This window comes from Sphingomonas sp. Leaf20 (assembly GCF_001421535.1).
Taxonomy (GTDB): Bacteria; Pseudomonadota; Alphaproteobacteria; order Sphingomonadales; family Sphingomonadaceae; genus Sphingomonas.
The window spans coordinates 1,163,478-1,181,979 of the sequence record NZ_LMKN01000001.1 but is presented as its reverse complement, the minus strand read 5'-3'; the positions used below and the strand labels follow the sequence as shown (position 1 = coordinate 1,181,979).

Annotated in this window: 19 protein-coding genes; 5 read left to right on the top strand and 14 right to left on the bottom strand. The window is 68.9% G+C overall.

Annotated elements, in window-relative coordinates:
- The first annotated feature begins 78 nt into the window (after positions 1 to 78).
- Positions 79 to 2,775: a TonB-dependent receptor plug domain-containing protein gene (locus tag ASE72_RS20625; protein ID WP_056017590.1), complete on the top strand. Its 2,697-nt coding sequence runs from the start codon at positions 79 to 81 to the stop codon at positions 2,773 to 2,775.
- A gap of 157 nt (positions 2,776 to 2,932) precedes the next feature.
- On the opposite strand, the gene ASE72_RS05360 is transcribed toward ASE72_RS20625, so the two are convergent.
- Together ASE72_RS05360 and ASE72_RS05355 are read right to left on the bottom strand one after the other, a co-directional pair.
- On the bottom strand, positions 2,933 to 4,474 hold the full coding sequence (locus ASE72_RS05360; protein WP_056017587.1) for an ABC transporter permease/substrate-binding protein: 1,542 nt from the start codon (positions 4,472 to 4,474) through the stop codon (positions 2,933 to 2,935).
- Entirely contained in the window at positions 4,471 to 5,232 is a 762-nt protein-coding gene (locus tag ASE72_RS05355) for an ATP-binding cassette domain-containing protein (RefSeq protein WP_056017584.1), read from the bottom strand. Before ASE72_RS05355 ends, ASE72_RS05360 begins: the two co-directional genes overlap by 4 nt.
- Before the next feature lie 53 nt (positions 5,233 to 5,285).
- Here ASE72_RS05355 and ASE72_RS05350 point away from each other — a divergent pair, with 53 nt between their 5' ends.
- Entirely contained in the window at positions 5,286 to 6,071 is a 786-nt protein-coding gene (locus ASE72_RS05350) for an SDR family oxidoreductase (protein WP_056017580.1), read from the top strand.
- A gap of 157 nt (positions 6,072 to 6,228) precedes the next feature.
- Here ASE72_RS05350 and ASE72_RS05345 read toward each other — a convergent pair whose 3' ends face one another.
- Positions 6,229 to 6,525 (bottom strand): 4a-hydroxytetrahydrobiopterin dehydratase, encoded by a 297-nt coding sequence (locus ASE72_RS05345; protein ID WP_056019031.1) that lies wholly within the window; start codon positions 6,523 to 6,525, stop codon positions 6,229 to 6,231.
- Positions 6,526 to 6,572: 47 nt separating this feature from the next.
- Between ASE72_RS05345 and ASE72_RS05340 the strand changes: the two genes are divergently transcribed.
- Genes ASE72_RS05340 through ASE72_RS05330 form a run of 3 tightly spaced genes read left to right on the top strand, consistent with a single transcriptional unit; the run spans position 6,573 to position 8,238 of the window.
- Entirely contained in the window at positions 6,573 to 7,016 is a 444-nt protein-coding gene (locus ASE72_RS05340; RefSeq protein WP_056017577.1) for a metallopeptidase family protein, read from the top strand.
- Positions 7,013 to 7,597 (top strand): heme ABC exporter ATP-binding protein CcmA, encoded by a 585-nt coding sequence (ccmA, locus tag ASE72_RS05335; protein WP_056017574.1) that lies wholly within the window; start codon positions 7,013 to 7,015, stop codon positions 7,595 to 7,597. Before ASE72_RS05340 ends, ccmA begins: the two co-directional genes overlap by 4 nt.
- Positions 7,597 to 8,238, top strand: coding sequence for a heme exporter protein CcmB (locus ASE72_RS05330; protein WP_056017571.1), 642 nt, complete (start codon positions 7,597 to 7,599; stop codon positions 8,236 to 8,238). Before ccmA ends, ASE72_RS05330 begins: the two co-directional genes overlap by 1 nt.
- Before the next feature lie 71 nt (positions 8,239 to 8,309).
- Here the strand turns inward: ASE72_RS05330 and ASE72_RS05325 are convergent, their stop codons facing one another.
- From ASE72_RS05325 to coxB, 11 genes are all read right to left on the bottom strand, one after another.
- Positions 8,310 to 9,185, bottom strand: coding sequence for a class I SAM-dependent methyltransferase (locus ASE72_RS05325; protein WP_056017567.1), 876 nt, complete (start codon positions 9,183 to 9,185; stop codon positions 8,310 to 8,312).
- Positions 9,182 to 10,582 carry a threonine synthase gene (thrC, locus tag ASE72_RS05320; RefSeq protein ID WP_056017564.1) on the bottom strand — a complete coding sequence of 467 codons (1,401 nt, stop codon included), beginning with the start codon at positions 10,580 to 10,582 and terminating at the stop codon, positions 9,182 to 9,184. The genes ASE72_RS05325 and thrC overlap by 4 nt, the downstream gene beginning before the upstream one ends.
- 11 nt (positions 10,583 to 10,593) lie before the next feature.
- Positions 10,594 to 11,163 carry an SURF1 family cytochrome oxidase biogenesis protein gene (locus ASE72_RS05315; RefSeq protein ID WP_056019029.1) on the bottom strand — a complete coding sequence of 190 codons (570 nt, stop codon included), beginning with the start codon at positions 11,161 to 11,163 and terminating at the stop codon, positions 10,594 to 10,596.
- A 59-nt stretch (positions 11,164 to 11,222) separates the two neighbouring features.
- Entirely contained in the window at positions 11,223 to 11,606 is a 384-nt protein-coding gene (locus ASE72_RS05310; protein WP_056017561.1) for a DUF983 domain-containing protein, read from the bottom strand.
- Positions 11,607 to 11,844: 238 nt separating this feature from the next.
- Positions 11,845 to 12,771, bottom strand: a complete 927-nt coding sequence (locus tag ASE72_RS05305) for a cytochrome c oxidase subunit 3 (RefSeq protein WP_056017558.1) — start codon at positions 12,769 to 12,771, stop codon at positions 11,845 to 11,847.
- A gap of 30 nt (positions 12,772 to 12,801) precedes the next feature.
- A complete protein-coding gene (locus ASE72_RS05300; protein WP_056017555.1) occupies positions 12,802 to 13,341 on the bottom strand; it encodes a cytochrome c oxidase assembly protein in 540 nt (179 codons plus the stop codon).
- Positions 13,341 to 13,484, bottom strand: a complete 144-nt coding sequence (locus ASE72_RS20620) for a hypothetical protein (protein ID WP_200916166.1) — start codon at positions 13,482 to 13,484, stop codon at positions 13,341 to 13,343. The genes ASE72_RS05300 and ASE72_RS20620 overlap by 1 nt, the downstream gene beginning before the upstream one ends.
- Positions 13,481 to 14,380: a heme o synthase gene (locus tag ASE72_RS05295; RefSeq protein ID WP_056017552.1), complete on the bottom strand. Its 900-nt coding sequence runs from the start codon at positions 14,378 to 14,380 to the stop codon at positions 13,481 to 13,483. Before ASE72_RS05295 ends, ASE72_RS20620 begins: the two co-directional genes overlap by 4 nt.
- A 96-nt stretch (positions 14,381 to 14,476) precedes the next feature.
- Positions 14,477 to 15,142 carry a L,D-transpeptidase family protein gene (locus tag ASE72_RS05290; protein WP_056017549.1) on the bottom strand — a complete coding sequence of 222 codons (666 nt, stop codon included), beginning with the start codon at positions 15,140 to 15,142 and terminating at the stop codon, positions 14,477 to 14,479.
- A gap of 269 nt (positions 15,143 to 15,411) precedes the next feature.
- A complete protein-coding gene (gene ctaD / locus ASE72_RS05285; protein ID WP_056017547.1) occupies positions 15,412 to 17,076 on the bottom strand; it encodes a cytochrome c oxidase subunit I in 1,665 nt (554 codons plus the stop codon).
- Between the two features lies 1 nt (position 17,077).
- Positions 17,078 to 18,286, bottom strand: a complete 1,209-nt coding sequence (gene coxB, locus ASE72_RS05280; protein ID WP_235532242.1) for a cytochrome c oxidase subunit II — start codon at positions 18,284 to 18,286, stop codon at positions 17,078 to 17,080.
- Positions 18,287 to 18,502 lie beyond the last annotated feature (216 nt).

Sequence of the window (18,502 nt, the reverse complement as noted above, 5' to 3'; positions counted from 1 at the left end):
GGATCGTGCCGCGCGTCGGGCATAATCCTGCGACAATTGGCCGCTAGCCGGGGCACTCGACGAACGGGGTGCCAGTATATGCGTAAATTCGGTCTGATGCTGGTGGCGAGCCTGCCCTCGATCGCGGCGGCGCAACAGGCGCCGGTGCCCGCACCGACTGCGACTGGGGCTGCGACTGGGGCTGCGGCGCAGACGGGTGTCGAGGCGGGGGAGGCCGAAGAGGCGGGCGAGGCGGACGAGATCGTCATCACCGGATCGCGCAAGCTGCCGGGGTCGGTGGTCGGCGACATTCCGCCCGACCAGACGCTGGGGCAGGCGGAGATCCGGTCGTACGGCGTCAGCTCGATCTCCGACCTGCTGACCGAGCTCAGCCCGCAGACGACGAGCGGGCGCGGCAGCGGCGGGGCGCCGGTGGTGCTGCTCAACGGACGGCGCATCTCGAGCTTTTCCGAGATCCGCGACATTCCGACCGAAGCGATCCAGCGCGTCGAGATCCTGCCCGAGGAGGTCGCGCTAAAATATGGCTATCGCGCGGACCAGAAGGTGGTGAACTTCGTGCTGCGCCGCCGCTTCCGTGCGGTGACCGCGGAGGCGATCGGCCGGATGCCGACCGAGGGGGGCAGCAGCACGCCGGAGGCCAAGCTCGACCTGCTGACGATCGCGCGCGACCGGCGCGTGAACCTGCACGCCGAATACAGCTCGACCTCGGCGCTGACCGAGGCGGAGCGCGATATCGTCCCCGTCACGGGGACCAGCGGGGGCACGAGCGGGGCGGTCGGCGCGGGTGCGGCGGTCGGCGCGGGCGGGGCGGTCGTCGACCCGACGCCGTTCCGGACGCTGCTGGGGTCGAGCAACACCTTTACCGCGAACAGCGTCTATGCGCGCAACATCTTCGGCAATGTCGGCGCGACGATCAACGGACGCGTCGAATCGACCGACACGCGCAGCCTGAACGGCCTGCCGATCGCCGCGCTGACGCTGGCGGACGGGAGCAGCGTCAACCGCGCGCTCGACGATGACGGGTTCCTGCCGCTCGCGCAGCGCGTGTCGTCGATCGCGGCGCATCTGGGGACGACGCTGAACGGGGACGTCGGCACGTGGCGCTGGACGCTGACGGGGAATTACGATCGCAGCGACACGCAGACCTTCACCGACACCGGCGTCGATGCGACCGCGTTCAACGCGCGGCTCGCGGCGGGCGATCCGGGTGCGCAGCCGTTCGGACCGCTGACGCCGGGCGACATCGGCGCGGCGGCGGGCAACCGCGCCTATGCCGCGCAGAACAGCGGCGGGGTCGACGCGGTGGTCAATGGCAGCCTGTTCGCGCTGCCCGCAGGTGCGGTCTCGACGACGATCAAGCTGGGCGCGGAGACCGCCGGGTTCGAGAGCCGCTCGTATCGCGCAGGCCTGACGCAGCGCGGCGAGGTGTCGCGCGATACGGTCAACGGGCAGGTCAATCTCGATCTGCCGATCGCGAGCCGGTCGAAGGACGTGCTGCCGTTCCTCGGGACGCTGTCGGCCAATCTCAACCTCGCGAAGGATCACCTGTCGGACTTCGGGACGCTGACGACGCTCGGCTATGGCGCGAACTGGTCGCCGATCCCGGCGCTGCGCGTGATCGCATCGGTGACCGACACCGACCAGGCGCCGAGCGCGCAACAGCTCGGCAACCCGTCGATCACGACGCCCAATGTGCGCGTGTTCGACTATGTACAGGGGACGACCGCGACGGTCACGACGATCAGCGGCGGCAATCCGGGGCTGATCGCGGACAATAACCGCGTGAAGAAGCTCGGGTTGACGCTGAAGCCGTGGAGCGAGCGCGACGTGACGCTGACCGCGAACTATGTCGACAGCCGCACCGACGATCCGATCGCGGCGTTTCCGACCGCGACCGCGGCGATCGAGGCGGCGTTCCCCGACCGGTTCACGCGCGATGGATCGGGCGCGTTGCTCCGGATCGACCGGCGGCCGATCAACTTCGCGCGCAGCGAGCGGTCCGAACTGCGCTGGGGGATCAATTTTTCCGCGCCGCTGAAGTCGAAGGTCCAGCGCGAGCTCGAGGCGTTTCGCGCGGGGACCGGCCCCAACCCGTTCGAGGGGATGCAGCCGCCGGGGGGGCGGCGTCGCGGCGAGGGCGGCGACGCCCCCGGCGCGCGCGGTGCGAACGCGTCGCGTGAGGGCGGCGGTCCTGGCGGCGGCGGTCCCGGTGGTGGTCCCGGCGGTGGCGGCGGCCGCGGGGGCGGGGGCTTCGGTCGCGGCGGCGGGGGTCGCGGCGGACAGGCGGGCGGGCGCGTCCAGTTCGCGCTCTACCATACCTGGCACTTCACCGACCGCGTGCTGGTGCAGGAGGGCGGGCCGCGGCTGGACCTGCTCAACGGCGATGCGATCGGCAATACTGGCGGGCAGGCGCGGCACGAGTTCGAGGCGCAGGCGGGGTATAGCAACAACGGCATCGGCGTGCGGCTGTCGGGACGCTATGCGACGGGAACGACAGTCGATGGCGGGACCGCGGCGGCGCCCGAGACGCTCAATTTCGGCGGGCTCGCGACCGCGGATGCGCGGCTGTTCGTCGATCTGGGGCAGCGGCTCGAATGGGTGAAGGCGCGGCCGTGGCTGCGCGGGATGCGCGTCAGCCTGTCGGTCGCGAACCTGTTCAACACGCGTCAGGAGGTGACCGACGCGACGGGGGTGGTGCCGAACACCTATCAGCCGGGGTATCTCGACCCCCTCGGGCGGACGGTGCGGTTGAGCGTGCGCAAGCTGTTCTTCTGAGGCCGTCGTCCGTCCCGTCGTCTGACGAAAGTCGGGGTCCAGGATGACGGAGCGCTGTCCTGCCTGGCTCTGGATCCTGACTTTCGTCAGGATGACGGGGGGGGGGCAGGATGACGGGAGGGGGCAGGATGACGCGGGGGGCAGGTCTCCTTTCTGGTTACAGACCGATTTTCGCCGCGAGCCAGCGGGCGGCGGCCTCGGGCGTCTGTTTGTCGGTGTCGCGGTCGACCTGATAATTGGCGGTGCGCATCGCCTCGACGGGGACGCGGCCGACCAGCGGCCTGAGCGCGGCGAGGAAGGCGGCGTCGCGGGCACGCGCCGGGGCGACCATCAGGATCGCGTCATAACCGGGGATCGCACGGCGCGGATCGGTGAGGACGGTCAGCCGGTCGGCGGCGATCCGGCCGTCGGACGAGAAGGCCGAGATCACGTCGACGTTCCCGCTCTGCAGCGCGCGGTACATGAAGGTCGGGCTGTACGGCGTCGTCCGGGCGAAACGCAGCGGATAGGCGCGCTTGACCGCCGCCCATTCGGGGCGTTCGAGAAATTCGAGATCGCTGCCCAGCGCGAGCCGCGGCGCGGCGCGGACGAGTTCGTCGAGGCTGACGATACGCTGGTCGCGCGCGGCGTCGCGTTTCATCGCGAACGCATAGGCGTTCTCGAAGCCGAGCGCGCCGACGAGGCCGACGCCGTGCGTGCGGCGTGCCCAGTCGCCGATCGCGCTGACCATCGCGCCGCGATCGGGCACGTCGCGGCGTTTCATCTCGTTCGACCAGATCGTGCCCGCATAATCGACATAGACGTCGATATCGTCCCCCGCGAGCGCACCGAAGACGACCGCCGAGCCGAGCCCGTCGCGGTATTGCACGGTGTAGCCCGCGCGTTCGAGCCGGTCGCCGATCAGGCGCGCGAGGATATATTGCTCGGCGAAATTCTTCGCGCCGACGACGACGGTCCGGTCACCGCCGCCGCCGCGCGGCCAGAGCGGCGCGGTGGCGGCCGCGGCCCCCGCGACGAGCAGGATGGCGCTCGCGATCCAGAGCCAGCGGCGGCGCGTGCGGATCCCGAATTCGATCCCGCCGATCAGCGCGTCGACGCTCAAGGCGAGCGCGGCGGCGGACAGGCAGCCCGCGAGAACGAGCGCCCAGTTCTGCGTCTGGAGCCCGGCGAAGATCATGTCGCCCAGACTCGGCTGGCCGACCGTTGTCGACAGCGTCGCCGCGCCGATCGTCCAGACCGCGGCGGTACGGATGCCTGCGATCACCACGGGCGCGGCGAGCGGCGCCTCGACGAGGCGGAGCTTCTGCGCGCGCGTCATGCCGACCGCATCGGCCGCCTGCACGATCGCGGGGTCGATCCCCTGCAGCCCCGCAACCGCGTTGCGCAGGATCGGCAGCAGCGCATAGAGCGTCAGCGCGATCAGCGAGGGCAGGAAGCCGAGCGCAGGGATGCCGCCGCCGACCAGCGCGGACAGGCTGAGCAGCAGCGGGTAGAAGAGCGCGAGCAGCGCGAGGCTCGGGATCGTCTGGACGAGGCTGGCAAAGCCCAGCGCGACGCGCGCGACCGCGGCGTTGCGCGCCGCCCACACGCCGAGCGGCAGGCTGATCGCGATCCCCAGCAGCAGCGCGGCCGCGGACAGCAGCACGTGACTGGCGAGCAGCGGCGGTACGCGGGTGAGCGCGTCGAGGAACGCGCTCATGCGACGAGCGCCTGGAGGCGTTCGGCCTGCGCGCGCGGGACCTGGACGAGCGCCTGCGCGTCGTCGCCGCCCTTGCCCGCGACGAGATCGGCGGGCGTCGCGTCGGCGACGATCCGGCCCGCCTTCATGACGAGGACGCGGTCGGCGAGCAGCAGCGCCTCCGCCATGTCGTGCGTGACGAGGATCGTGGTGAGGCCCAGCCGGTCGTGGAGGTCGCGGATCCGCGTGCCGAGCGCGTCGCGCGTCACCGGGTCGAGCGCGCCGAACGCCTCGTCGAGCAGCAGCAGTTTTGCCCCCGGCGCGAGCGCGCGCGCGATCCCGACGCGCTGTCGCTGACCGCCCGAGAGCGCGTCGGGGAGCCGCCCGGCAATGGCGCGCGGCAGGTCGACGAGGTCGAGCAGGTCGTCGATGCGCGCGTCCTGCGCGCGACCCGCGATGCGCAGCCCGATCGCGATGTTCTCGGCGATCGTCATGTGCGGGAACAGCCCGATATTCTGGAAGACATAGCCGATCCGGCGGCGGAGGTCGGACGCGGGCCCCGTCGCGACGTCGGTGCCGTCGATCGCGACGCGGCCGTCGCTCGGCTCGATCAGGCGGTTGATCGTCTTCAGCAGCGTCGACTTGCCCGATCCCGACGTGCCGACGAGCGCGACGAAGCTGCCGCCCGCGATGTCCAGCGAGACCGCATCGACGGCGGTGGTCGCGCCGAACCGCTTGGTGACGCATTCGAAAGCGAGCGCTGGAGAATGATCTGGCATCTGGGCGCAGGATGCGGGAAACATACCGCAAAATCAAACGGAGAGGATCGGCCATGAGCCAGCAGAGCATATTCATTACCGGTGGCGGGTCGGGGATCGGCCGCGCGACCGCATTGCTGTTCGCGCGCAAGGGCTGGAGGGTCGGGCTCGCCGACGTCAACGTCGCGGGGCTGGCCGAGACCGCGGCGGCGTTGCCCGAGGGCGCGTCGACCTATGTCATGGACGTGCGCGACCGCGACGCGTGGCGCGACGCGCTGGAGGCGTTCACCGCGACGACGGGCGGGCGGCTCGACGTGCTGTTCAACAATGCCGGGATCGGCACCGGCGGGCCGCTGGTGCTGACTGATTTCGCCGAGATCGACCGGGTGATCGGGGTCAATCTGGTCGGCGTGCTCAACGGTGCGAAGATCGGTCATGCGTATCTGAAGCGCACGCCGGGATCGTGCCTGCTCAACACCGCGTCGGCATCGGCGATCTATGGCTCGTCGGGGCTCGCGCCCTATTCGGCGACCAAGTTCGGCGTGCGCGCGATCACCGAGGCGCTCGACGGCGAATGGGCGGCGGACGGGATCAAGGTGCGCGACCTCGTGCCGAGTTTCATCGACACGCCACTGCTCAACGCGGGCACGGCGGGGACCAACCGGTCGATCCGCGAGACGGTGACGGGGGCGGGGCTCGAACTGACCGGGGTCGACACGGTCGCCGAAGCCGCGTGGGCGGCGGTGCACGGCGACACGGTCCACACCTATGTCGGCAAGACCGCGCGGCGGATGGCGTTCGCCGCGCGCTGGATGCCCGGCGCGCTGCGCAAGCAGATGCGACGGGGGCGTGCGCGATAAGGGGGGGCGTTGCGTCATCCTGACTTTCGTCAGGATGACGGGAGTGGGGGTGTTGTGCCTTGGCCGTCATCCCGGGCTTGACCCGGGACCCAGGGTTACGGGCGTTGCCGTTTGGGGCTCTGGGTCCTGACTTTCGTCAGGATGACGGTGAGGGCCGTCAGGCGTCGCCGACGATGGCGTCGATCGCTTCGGCCATTTCGATGTCGCGCGGGGACAGGCCGCCTGCGTCGTGCGTCGTCAGCAGGATTTCGACGCGGTTCCAGACGTTCTTCCATTCGGGGTGATGGTTGGCGCGCTCGGCGATCAGCGCGACCTGGGTCATGAAGCCGAACGCCTCGACGAAATCGGCGAACACGATCGTCCGCGTGATCGCGTCGCGCGCATCGTCATAATCCCACTCGTCGAGCCCATCGAGCGCCTCGGCCCGCTCGGTCTCGTTCAGTGCCTCGATCATTCGCGTACCCTTGCAGCTATGGATCGCCAACGCGTATGGCTGGAGCCATGAGCGAGCAAGCGACAATCCACGGCGATACGCAGGGGCTCGCGCCCAGGACGCAGGGGCTCGCGCCCGATGCGGCTGCGATCGAGGCGATCGGGCGCGCGACGATCGCGCGGCTGCCTGCCGAATTCCGCGTGCATCTGGGCGACATCGTCTTTGCGATCGAGGAGTTCGCCGACGAGGAGACGCTGGCCGCACTCGGCATCGAGCACCCGCTCGACCTGACGGGGCTGTATCACGGGCGTCCGCTCGGCGAGAAATCGTCGATGGATACAGGCGCGATGCCCGACCGTATCGTGCTGTATCGGCGTGCGATCCTCGAGGAATGGATCGAGACGGGGGTGCGGCTGGACGATCTGGTCGCGCATGTCACGATCCACGAGATCGGGCATCATTTCGGGCTGAGCGACGACGACATGCATGCGCTGGAAGACGCCGCGGCGTGAGCCTCGCGTTTCGCGGTGTCGCCTGCGATCGCGGCGCGCGGCGACTGTTCGAGGGGGTGTCGTTCGCGCTGGCGGCGGGCGAGGCGGCGGTCGTCGCGGGGCTGAACGGCGTCGGCAAATCGAGTCTCATCCGGATCGCCGCGGGGCTGTTGTCGCCCGCCGAGGGGGAAGTCGCGGTGACCGGGCGCATCGCGCTGCTCGCCGAGGCGGCCGCGCTCGATGCGGAGCGCACGGTATGCGAGGCATTGCGATTCTGGGCAAAGCTCGACGGCGCGGATGCGGCGGCGGTGACGCGCGCGCTCGACGATGTCGGGCTGGCGGCGCTCGCGGGCGTGCCGGTGCGGATGCTGTCGACCGGGCAGCGGCGGCGCGTGGCGATGGCGCGCGTGGTCGCGTCGGGCGCGCCGATCTGGCTGCTCGACGAGCCGGGCAACGGGCTCGATGCGGCGTCGCTCGGGCAGCTCGAGGCGCTGATCGCGCGGCATCGTGGCGCGGGCGGGATCGTGCTCGCGGCGACGCATCTGCCGCTCGCCATGCCCGATGCGCGGATCATCAGCCTGTTGGGGGAGGGCACGGCGTGATGCTCGCGCTGACCTTGCGCGATGTGCGGCGGGGCTATGCGGGGGGCGGCGCGACATTGGTCGTCGCGTTCTTCCTGCTCGTGACGATCCTGTTCCCATTTGCGATCGGGCCCGATGCGGTTGTGCTCGCGCGCGTCGGGGGCGGGGTGATCTGGGCGGCGGCGTTGCTCGCGGCGCTGTTGCCGGTCGAGCGGCTGGTTGCGCCCGACCTGGAGAGCGGGGTGCTCGACCAGCTGCGCGTGCGCGGGGTGTCGCTGGCGCTGGTCGCGGCGGCGAAGATCGTCGCGCACTGGATCGCGTTCGCGCCGCCGTTGATGCTCGCGACGGTGATCGCGGCGGGGTTGCTCGACCTGTCGGGGGCGACGCTGGCGCGGGTCGAGATCGGGCTCGCGATCGGGACGCCGGGGCTCGCCGCGCTCGCGGTGACGACCGGCGCGCTGGTCGCGGGGTTGCGGAGCGGGAGCGCGGTGGCGGGGCTGGTGATGCTGCCGCTCGCGGTGCCGTTGCTGATCTTTGGCGCGGGCGCGCTCGATCCGGTCGGCGGGGCGGGGGCGTTCAAGCTGCTTGGTGCGGTCAGCCTGGTGCTCGTTGCGGGGGCGCCGTTCGTGGCGGGGGCGGCGATGCGGGCGGGGATGGACTAGGCGCGCGCTGGGGCGGGTGCTTCGACTTCGCTCAGCACGAACGGATCTAGGAGGACCGCGCGGGTCCCGCGTCAGTCGCGGGACCAGCGGGCCCAGATGGCGGTGGGGAGCGTGAGGCCGCGGGTTTCCTCGCGGACGCCGAGTTCGCCGGCCTCGACCTTGCCGGGCAGATCGGCAAAGACCTGGTTAAGCAGTTCGCCGATCGCGAGCGCGGACATGCGGACCGCGTAGACGGTGAGGAACAGGAAGCGCGAATTCTCGTCGAGCAGCTTGCGGCAGTCGGCGATGAGGCGGGGCAAGTCCTCCTCGAGCCGCCAGACCTCACCCTCGGGACCGCGGCCATATTTGGGCGGGTCGAGCAGGATGCCGTCATAGCGACGGCCGCGGCGAACCTCGCGCGCGACGAACTTGGCGGCGTCGTCGGTCATCCAGCGGATCGGCGCGTCGGCCATGCCCGACAGGCGCGCATTGGCCTTCGCCGCCTCGACCGATTTCTTCGATGCATCGACATGGACCATGCGGACGCCCTTGGTCGCCATCGCGAGCGTGCCGACGCCGGTATAGCCGAACAGGTTCATGCATTCGGGGCTGTCGAGCCCCGCGACGCGCTCGCGCATCCAGCTCCACACCGGCGCCATGTCGGGGAAGAAGCCGAGATGGCGAAAGGGCGTGGTCTGCGCGGTGTAGGACACCTCGTTCCACTTGAGCGTCCAGCCCTCGCGGGGGACGGGCTCCGAGAACTCCCAGCGGCCGCCGCCATCCTCGTCCGAGCCGGGAACGAACTCGCCTTGCGCCTTCCAGTCGGTCGAGGCGGGCGCCCACATCGCCTGGGGTTCGGGGCGGATGAAGCGGAAGCGGCCATAGCGTTCGAGCTTCTTGCCGTGGCCGGAATCGATCAGGCCGTAATCGGCCCAGGGTTCGCCAATGAGCGTGTCGAGCGTCTTCATGCCGACGGCTTTGCACGGTCGGCGATGTAGGCGGTGATCGCGTCGAAGGTCGCAGGCAAGGTGACGTAGCGTTCCTCGCGCTGGAACAGGTCGCCGACGCGTGCCGGCAGCGAGGGGCGGACGCCGGTGGCGCGCTCGACCGCGTCGCCGAACTTGGCGGCATGCGCGGTCGCGAGCGTGACGATCGGGGTGCCTGGCGGCACCTCGGTGCGCAGCGCGGCGGCGAGGCCGATCGCGGTGTGCGGGTCGATCACCTGCCCGGCATGCTCGTGCGCCCAGCGCATCGCGAGCGTCATGTCGTCGAGATCGACGCGGTCGCTCTGGAACAGCGCGGCGGCACCCTGCGACTGCGCGTTGGTGAGGCGCATCGAACCCGAGGATTCGAAGCCGGCCATCTGTGTGGCGAGAACGGCGCCGTCGCGGCCGCCGAGGTCGAACAACAGGCGTTCGAAGTTCGAGCTGACCTGGATGTCCATCGACGGGGTCGGGGTCTGTTCGACGCCGCTCTTCGAATAGTCGCCGCTGCTGAGCGCGCGGTGGAGGATGTCGTTGACGTTGGTCGCGACCACCAGCCGCGCGACGGGGAGGCCCATCCGCGCGGCGACATAGCCCGCGAAGACGTCGCCGAAATTGCCGGTCGGGACGGAGAAGGCGACCTCGCGGTCGGGCGCGCCGAGGCGGATCGCGGCGTAGAAGAAATACACGACCTGCGCCATCAGCCGCGCCCAGTTGATCGAGTTGACCGCCGACAGCGCGAACCGGTCGGAGAAGGCGGGATCGTTGAACATCGCCTTCACGAGCGCCTGCGCGTCGTCGAAGCTGCCTTCGATCGCGATGTTGTAGACGTTGGGGCTGAGCACCGTCGTCATCTGGCGGCGCTGCACCTCCGAGATGCGGCCTGCGGGGTGGAGCATGAAGATGTCGATGCCCTCGCGCCCCGCGACCGCGTCGATCGCGGCCGAGCCGGTGTCGCCGCTGGTCGCGCCGACGATCGTCAGGCGCTTGGTGGTCCCTGCAAGGAAGCGCTCGAAGAAGAGGCCGAGCAGCTGGAGCGCGACGTCCTTGAACGCGAGCGTCGGGCCGTGGAAGAGTTCGAGCAGCCACTGGTCGTGGTCGAGCTGGACCAGCGGGACGACCGCGGCGTGCGAGAAACGGCCATAGGCCTGGTCGCAGAGCGCCTTCAGCTCGTCGCGGCTCATCGCGTCGCCGACGAACGGCGCCATGACGGCGACCGCGGTGTCGACATAGGAGAGGCCCGCGAGCGCGGCGATCTCGTCGCGGGTCATCGTCGGCCATGTCTCGGGGAGGTAGAGCCCGCCATCGGATGCGAGACCGGCGAGCGTCGCCGCTTCGAAATCGAGGACGGGGGCCGAGCCGCGGGTGCTGATGTAACGCATGGCCAAGCCGGTTAGCGGGACGCAGCTTTCGACACAAGTTTGCCGCGCCTGCCCAGTGCCAGGACATAAATGATCGCGGCGATGGCGGCGAAGAAGAACCACTGGCCGGCATAGGCGAGGTGGTTGTTCGGGACCGCTTCGAGGTCGGGCTTGCCGTTGGGGGCGAGGCCGGCGGGTGGCGTGTCGGCGACGAGCATCAGCCGCGCCGGGGTGCGGTCGAACAGCGAACCGATCAGCGAGCGGCCGTCGGGAGCGTGGGTGATATAGCCCGAGACCGGGCCGCCCGGCCATTGCGGCTTGAGCTTGGGATCACGCGTGGTGCCGAGCTGGACGATCATGCCGGGGCCCTCGGCGCCGGTGCGGCAGTCGGCGATGACGCGGAACCCCGCCTTGCCCGCGCCGGCGAGGCGAATCGCGGTCGGCTCGAGGCAGACGCCCGTCGCGCGGCGGAACAGCAGCGTCTCGTCGGGGAAACTCGGGAACGCCATCGGCGGACGCGCGGGGTTGGCGGCGAGCTGGGCTAGGAACGCCTCCTTCTTCGGGAGGCGGTCGAGCAGCTGCCACAGGCCGAGCGCGATCATCGCCGCGACCGAAAGCGTGACGAGCAGAGTCGGGAGGACGGGGAAACGCCGGGTCGTCGTCACGGCTGGCTGCGGCCCTCGCGCGCGGCGTTGCGATATTCGGCGGACATGAGCGCACCCTTGGCGGCGCGGAGCGACAGGATGACGCCCCCGGCGGTGAACGGGATCCAGACCAGCATGTGCAGCCAGAGCGGCGGGTGCAGCGTCAGCTCGAGCGTGATCGCGAGCGCGACGACGATCGCACCGAGGATCAGCGTCAGGAACGCGGCAGGGCCGTCACCGACGTTGAACTTGCTGAAGTCGAGGCCGCAATTCGGACAGCGCTCGGCGAATTCGGCCCATCTGGCGAAGAGCGTGGGCTTGCCGCAGCGCGGGCACAGGCCCTTGAGCGCGACCTGCGCGACGGGCGGGGCCGCGGCGAGGGGGTAGGGGTCTTCGGTCATGCGTGGTCGCTTTGCCCGGTGTGTCTCCCCGCGAAGGCGGGGAGCCAGGCTGGGCTCCCGCCTTCGCGGGAGAACAGATTGGGGAGGGCGGGCGTGTCGCTGCTCGTTACCACCCCGGCGGAGGCCGGGGCCCAATTGGGGGACGGGGGTAACGGACGGCAGCGCTTCGTTACCGCGGCCTTCCCAGTTGGGCCCCGGCCTTCGCCGGGGGGGAGGGCAGGAATGGAGCGGGCGGTGCTCAACCGCCGTGGACGGGGGCGCCCCAGCCGCCCCAGACATAGACGGTGACGAACAGGAACAGCCAGACGACGTCGACGAAATGCCAGTACCAGGCGGCGGCTTCGAAGCCGAAATGCTGGCGCGGGGTGAAGTCGCCCTTATAGGCGCGCACGAGGCAGACGATCAGGAAGATCGTGCCGATGAGCACGTGGAAGCCGTGGAACCCGGTCGCCATGAAGAACGCCGCGCCGAAGTTGATCCCCTTGAACGGGAACGGTGCGTGGACATACTCATAGGCCTGGATCGCGCTGAACAGCGCGCCGAGGATGACGGTCAGCCAGAGCCCCTTGAGCACGCCGTCGCGGTTGCCGACGCCGATCATGCCCCACAGCCCGGTCTTCTCGCCGCCGCGCTGGTTGTGGATCAGCGCATGGTGCGCCCAGGTGACGGTGGTGCCCGAGGTCAGCAGGATCAGCGTGTTGAGCAGCGGAAGCTCGAACGGGTTGATGACAGTGAGGCCCTTTGGCGGCCACTGTGCGGCGACCGCGGCCGCACCCTCGACCGCGCGTTCGACCTGACCATCGACGATCGTCATCGCGGTCGGGAACAGCGAGAAGTCGAAGAACGCCCAGAACCAGCCGACGAAGAACATGACCTCGGAGGCGATGAACAGGATCATCCCGTAGCGGAAATGGAGCTGGACGACGGGGGTGTGGTCGCCCGCGCGTGCCTCGGCGATGACCTGCGCCCACCAGCTGTAGAAGGTGAAGAGCAGGCCTGCGAGGCCGATGAAGAAGATCCAGCCACCGCCATTGGGCTTGTCGACATGGCCGCCATGCATCCACATGATGCCGCCGACCGCCATCACGAGCGCGGACATCGAACCGACCAGGGGCCAGACGCTGGGGGGAAGAATGTGATAATCGTGGTTCTTGGCGCCGGCCATGTAACTCCCCTATTCTCTTTAACGGCTGTCCTAGCTTGCGTCTTTCGCGGAATCCACCGGGTAAAACGTGTAGCTGAGCGTGATCGTCTGGATATCTGCCGCGTCGGGATCCTTCAGGATCTTCGGATCGACGAAGAAGATCACCGGCATCCGCGCGGTCTCGCCGGGTTTCAGCGTCTGCTCGGTAAAGCAGAAACACTGGATCTTGGTGAAATATTTGCCGGCCTGCGCGGGCGTGACGTTGAACGTCGCGGTGCCGGTGACCGGGCGGTTCGACGTGTTGGTCGCGGTGAAGAACGCCATGTCGCGCGCCCCGACCGCGATCGTGTCCGACGGGTTCTCGGGCGCGAACTTCCACGGCAGCTTGGGACTGACATTGGCATCGAAATCGACGCGGATCTGGCGATCGGTCGCGCCGGGCGCGGCGAGACCGCGCTGCGTCGTGCCGTTGAGCCCCGTCACCTGGCAGAACAGGCGGTAGAGCGGCACGCTGGCAAAGGCGAGACCCGTCATGAAGCAGATGCCGAGCACCGCGAGCAGCGCGGTCCGCGTCGTGCGTTCGATGCGCATCAGTGCGGCATCCCCGCCTGGATCTTGGCGATCGAGATGGCGAAGACGAGGATGACGAACGCGCCGAGCAGCAGCGCCATGACCCTGGCGCGGCCATTCTGGCGGCGGCGGATCAGGTCTTCGCGGGTCTTGTCGTCGTTCATGCCAGCCACCTATCGACGACGAGCGCGCCGAACATCGCAAAGAGATACAGGATCGAATATTTGAACAGCCGCCGCTCGGGCTTCATCGCGTCGTCGGCGCCGGTCGTGCGCGTCGCGACGACGACCACCAGCCAGGCGAAGATGCCCGTCAGGACGGTCGCGACCACGCCGTAGAAATTGCCGACAAGGCCAAGCGGCCAGGGGAGCACCGCGGCGGCGGCCATCGGGATGGTGTAGAGGCCGATCTGCGTCCGCGTGACGCGCTCGCCCGCGACGACGGGGAGCATCGGCACGCCCGCATTGGCGTAATCGGTCTTCACGAACAGCGCGAGCGCCCAGAAATGCGGCGGCGTCCACAGGAAGACGAGACCGAACAGCAGCAGCGGGAGCAGCGCGACGTCGCCCGTCGCCGCGGCCCAGCCGATCAGCGGCGGGAACGCGCCCGCCGCACCACCGATGACGATGTTCTGCGGCGTGCGGCGCTTGAGCCAGACGGTGTAGACGAGCACGTAGAACAGGATCGAGACGGTCAGGATCGCGGCCGCGGCGATGTTGACCGCGAGCCCCATCAGCAGGACCGAGAAGCTCGCGAGCCCGACGCCGAAATGCAGCGCGGCCTGACGGTCCATCCGGCCCGCGGGGAGCGGGCGCTTCTGCGTCCGGCGCATCACCGCGTCGATATCGGATTCATACCATTGGTTGAGTGCACCCGCCGCGCCCGCGCCGAGCGCGATGCACAGGATCGCGGTGAAACCGATCACGGGATGGATGCCGACGGGGGCGGCGAGCATGCCGCACAGCCCGGTGAACACGACGAGCGTCATCACCCGCGGCTTGGTCAGCGCCAGGAAGTCGCGCCATTCGGCGGGGGGAAGCAGGGGCGTCGCGGTGGTCATGATTGCGGACGGCTATACGCGACCGGGGCCTCGGGGGAAAGCCATGGTTCGGCGCGATAAATCGAAGACCGGGTATGGTGCCCGGCCGGCCGGCGATCAGGCGGCGGTGATCGGCTGGCCCAGATCGAGCCGTTCGCCGTTCGTGACGATCACCCGGTCGCCGAGCTTCACCGCGTCGAAGATCCGTTTCGCGAACGCCCTGGGCACGCCGATGCAGCCATGCGTGACATAGCCGTCGCCGACCTCGCTGCCATGGATCGAGATGCCGTCATTGGTCAGCCGCAGCATGTACGGCATCGGCGCATTGTAGAGGTTGGACACGTGATCCGCGTCCTTCTGCGTGATCGGGAAGACGCCCAGCGGGGTCGGCTTGTCGTCGGCGCCGTAGATGATGACCGCGGTGCCGATCTCGTAGCCGGCGCGGAAGACCGAGACGGTCTGCGCGGCAAGGTCGACGGTGACGACGACGGGGCCCAGGGGCGCGCCGGTCTCGTCCCAGTAATGATCGCCCTGCCGCATCGGGCCGGGGATCTGGAGGATGCGCTTGACGGTGTAGGCGGCGGGGTCGGGGGCGGGATTTGGGGCAGGGCTCTGGGCGGGCGCGGTGGCCGCGGCCGGCGCGGGGCGGGCTTTCGGCGCGATCCGCGGCGAGGCGGGATCGGGCGCGGCGGTGACGGGGCGCGCGCCGGTCAGCGCGATCGCGGTGCCGCCGGCGAGCGTGAGGCCGAGAATCGTGGCGGCGAGATGCTGACGGGTGGGCATCCGCCCTGTGTGGGGACGCCGGGGTGGTTTGGCTAGCGGGGGATTTCCGGGCGTGCCGGGGTGGGACGGATTTTCCGGGAGGCCGGGGCGTGCGTGGCTCTGGGTCCTGACTTTCGTCAGGATGACGGGGGGGGCTGGAAATGAAAAACGCCCCGGGTTTCCCCGAGGCGTTCTTTGTCCTGACTGGCCCCGACACGGGAGCTAGTCCCGTGTCGTCGGACGCGGCTTTGCCGCGCCGGCCGGGCGGGGGCTTTATGCCCTGATCCGCCTTAGTCGATCTTCGGGAGCGTCTCGAACTGGTGATAGGGCGGGGGCGACGAGATCGTCCATTCGAGCGTCGTGGCGCCTTCGCCCCACGGATTGTCCGCCGCCTTCTTGCCCGCGATCAGCGACCAGATCAGGTTGACGAAGAAGATCGCCATGCCTGCGGCCATGATCATGTAGCCCACCGTCGCGACATAGTTCCAGTGCGCGTAGGCGTCGGGATAGTCCGGATAGCGGCGCGGCATGCCCTGGAGCCCGAGGAAGTGCATCGGGAAGAACATGACGTTCACGCCGATGAAGAACACCCAGAAGTGGAGCTGGCCGAGGAACTCGTTGTACATCTTGCCCGACATCTTCGGGAACCAGTAGTAGAAGCCCGCGAACAGCGAGAACACCGCGCCGAGGCTCAGCACGTAGTGGAAATGCGCCACCACGTAATAGGTGTCCTGCATGTAATCGTCGATGCCGCCATTGGCGAGCACGACGCCGGTCACGCCGCCGACGGTGAACATGAAGATGAAGCCGATCGACCACACCATCGGCGTCTTGAAGGTCATCGACCCGCCCCACATCGTCGCGATCCACGAGAAGATCTTGATGCCGGTGGGGACCGCGATGACCATCGTCGCGGCGGTGAAGTACATCTTGGTGTTCACCGACAGGCCGGTGGTGAACATGTGGTGCGCCCAGACGACGAAGCCGACCACGCCGATCGCGACCATGGCATAGGCCATGCCGAGATAGCCGAAGACGGGCTTGCGGCTGAACGTCGAGATGATCTGGCTGACAATGCCGAAGCCCGGCAGGATCATGATGTAGACTTCGGGATGGCCGAAGAACCAGAACAGATGCTGGTAGAGGACGGGATCGCCGCCGCCGGCGGGATCGAAGAAGGTCGTGCCGAAGTTGCGATCGGTCAGCAGCATCGTGATCGCGGCCGCGAGGACCGGGAGCGCGAGCAGCAGCAGGAACGCGGTGACGAGCATCGACCACACGAACAGCGGCATCTTGTGCAACGTCATGCCCGGCGCGCGCATGTTGAAGATCGTCGTGATGAAGTTGATCGCGCCGAGGATCGACGACGCACCGGCGAGATGGAGCGCGAGGATCGCCATGTCGGTCGACGGCCCGGGCTCGCCATAGGTCGAGAGCGGGGCGTAGAGCGTCCAGCCATTGCCGGCGCCACCGAAGAACGGCGAGGCGAGCAGCAGCGTGAAGGCGGGAATCAGCAGCCAGAACGACACGTTGTTCATGCGCGGGAACGCCATGTCGGGCGCGCCGATCATGATCGGCACGAACCAGTTGCCGAACCCGCCGACCATCGCCGGCATGACCATGAAGAACACCATGATCAGGCCGTGCGCGGTGATGAGCACGTTCCAGAGGTGGAGCGATTCGTCGAGGCTGGCGCTGCCGCCATGGAGCATGCCGGCCCAGCCCTGCAGATACTGGATGCCGGGCTCGGCGAGCTCGGCGCGCATGAGGCCCGAGACCGAGCCGCCGATGATCCCCGCGACGATCGCGAAGATCAGATAGAGCGTGCCGATGTCCTTGTGGTTGGTCGACATGAACCAACGCGCGAAGAAACCGGGCTTGTGATCGGCATCGTGGTGATGCTCGTGCGCATCATGGGCAACGAATGCCGACGGGTTGAGAGCGGTGTCGGTCATCTTACTGTCCCGCGTTACCGGCGCCGGCCGGATTGGAGGTGGCGCCCTGCGTCGTGGCAGGGGCGGTTGCGTTGGCGGGGGTCGTCACGTTCTCGACGGGGCCGGTGGCGTTGGCGGTATCCTCCGCCTCCTCGACCTTCGCCGCGGAGCCGTCGGCGCCGGGCTGCGGGATGACCTTGTCGGATGCCTTGCCCGGGGCGGGCATCGTGCCGCCCTTGGCGCGGACCCACGCCGCGAACTGTGCGGGCGAGACGGCCTCGACCGCGATCGGCATGAAGGCGTGGCGTGCGCCGCACAGCTCGGAGCACTGGCCGAAATACAGGCCCGGCTTGTCGATCGTGAAGCTGGTCTCGTTCAGGCGACCCGGGATCGCGTCGAGCTTGATCCAGAAGGCGGGGACCGCCCAGCTGTGGATGACGTCGTTCGCGGTCGTGATCAGGCGGATCGGCACGCCGACCGGCAGGACGATGCGGTTGTCGGTCGCGAGCAGGCGGGGGCCGTCTGCATCGGTGCGCGCGCGTTCACCCGCGCCGACGTCCTTGGCTTCCTTGAGCATGTTCGCGGTGACTTCGAAGCCGCCGTTATCCGGATACTGGTAGGTCCAGTACCACTGGTTGCCGATCGCCTTGATCGTCACCGCACCCGCGGGCGCGGGCTTGAACTGTGCGGAGAGCAGCCCGATCGACGGCACCGCGATCAGCACGAGGATGATGACCGGCGCGAGCGTCCAGATGATCTCGATCACGGTGTTGTGGCTGGTCTTCGACGGCACCGGGTTGGCGGCGCGGCGATAGCGGAACACCACCCAGAACAGCAAAGCGAGCACCAGCAGCGAGACTGCGGTGATCGTCGGCATCAGGATCGCATTGTGCATCCAGTGCGCGAACACACCGTTCTTTGTAACCTGCGGCTGGAGCCCGACGACCCCCGGGGTCGGCTGGCCGACGCCAGGCGTCGCGGTCAGCCCATAGGCGCCGTCGACGGCGAGCGCGGGGCTTGCCGGATCGGCGGTCGGTGTCGCGGCAGCGGTGGTCGGGGCGGTGTTCGACACGCCCGCGGGGCCTGCTGCGGCCTGCGGTGCCGGGGCCGCCGCGTCAGGCGTGGCCTGGGCAGCGCCCGCCGGTGCGGCATCGGCGGCAGCCGCCTGCGGCGCCGGTGCGGCGTACCCTGCGACACCACCAAGACTCGCCATTGCGAGCCCTGCTGCCATCGCCAATCCTCTCATCCCCAGTATGCGCATCGTTTTTCTTGACCCCGGTTTACTGCGAACCCGTACCACGGACGCGCGGATGTCTGCTTATCATTTTGACCATTGGCTATAGGCCGCGGAACCAAATGCCTCAAGCCCAGTGCGTCGGCAGGTGCGGGGTTTGTGTGATTTGTCGTTGCAGGCCGGTGCGTTAGGCAGGTCACGAACGTCGTATTC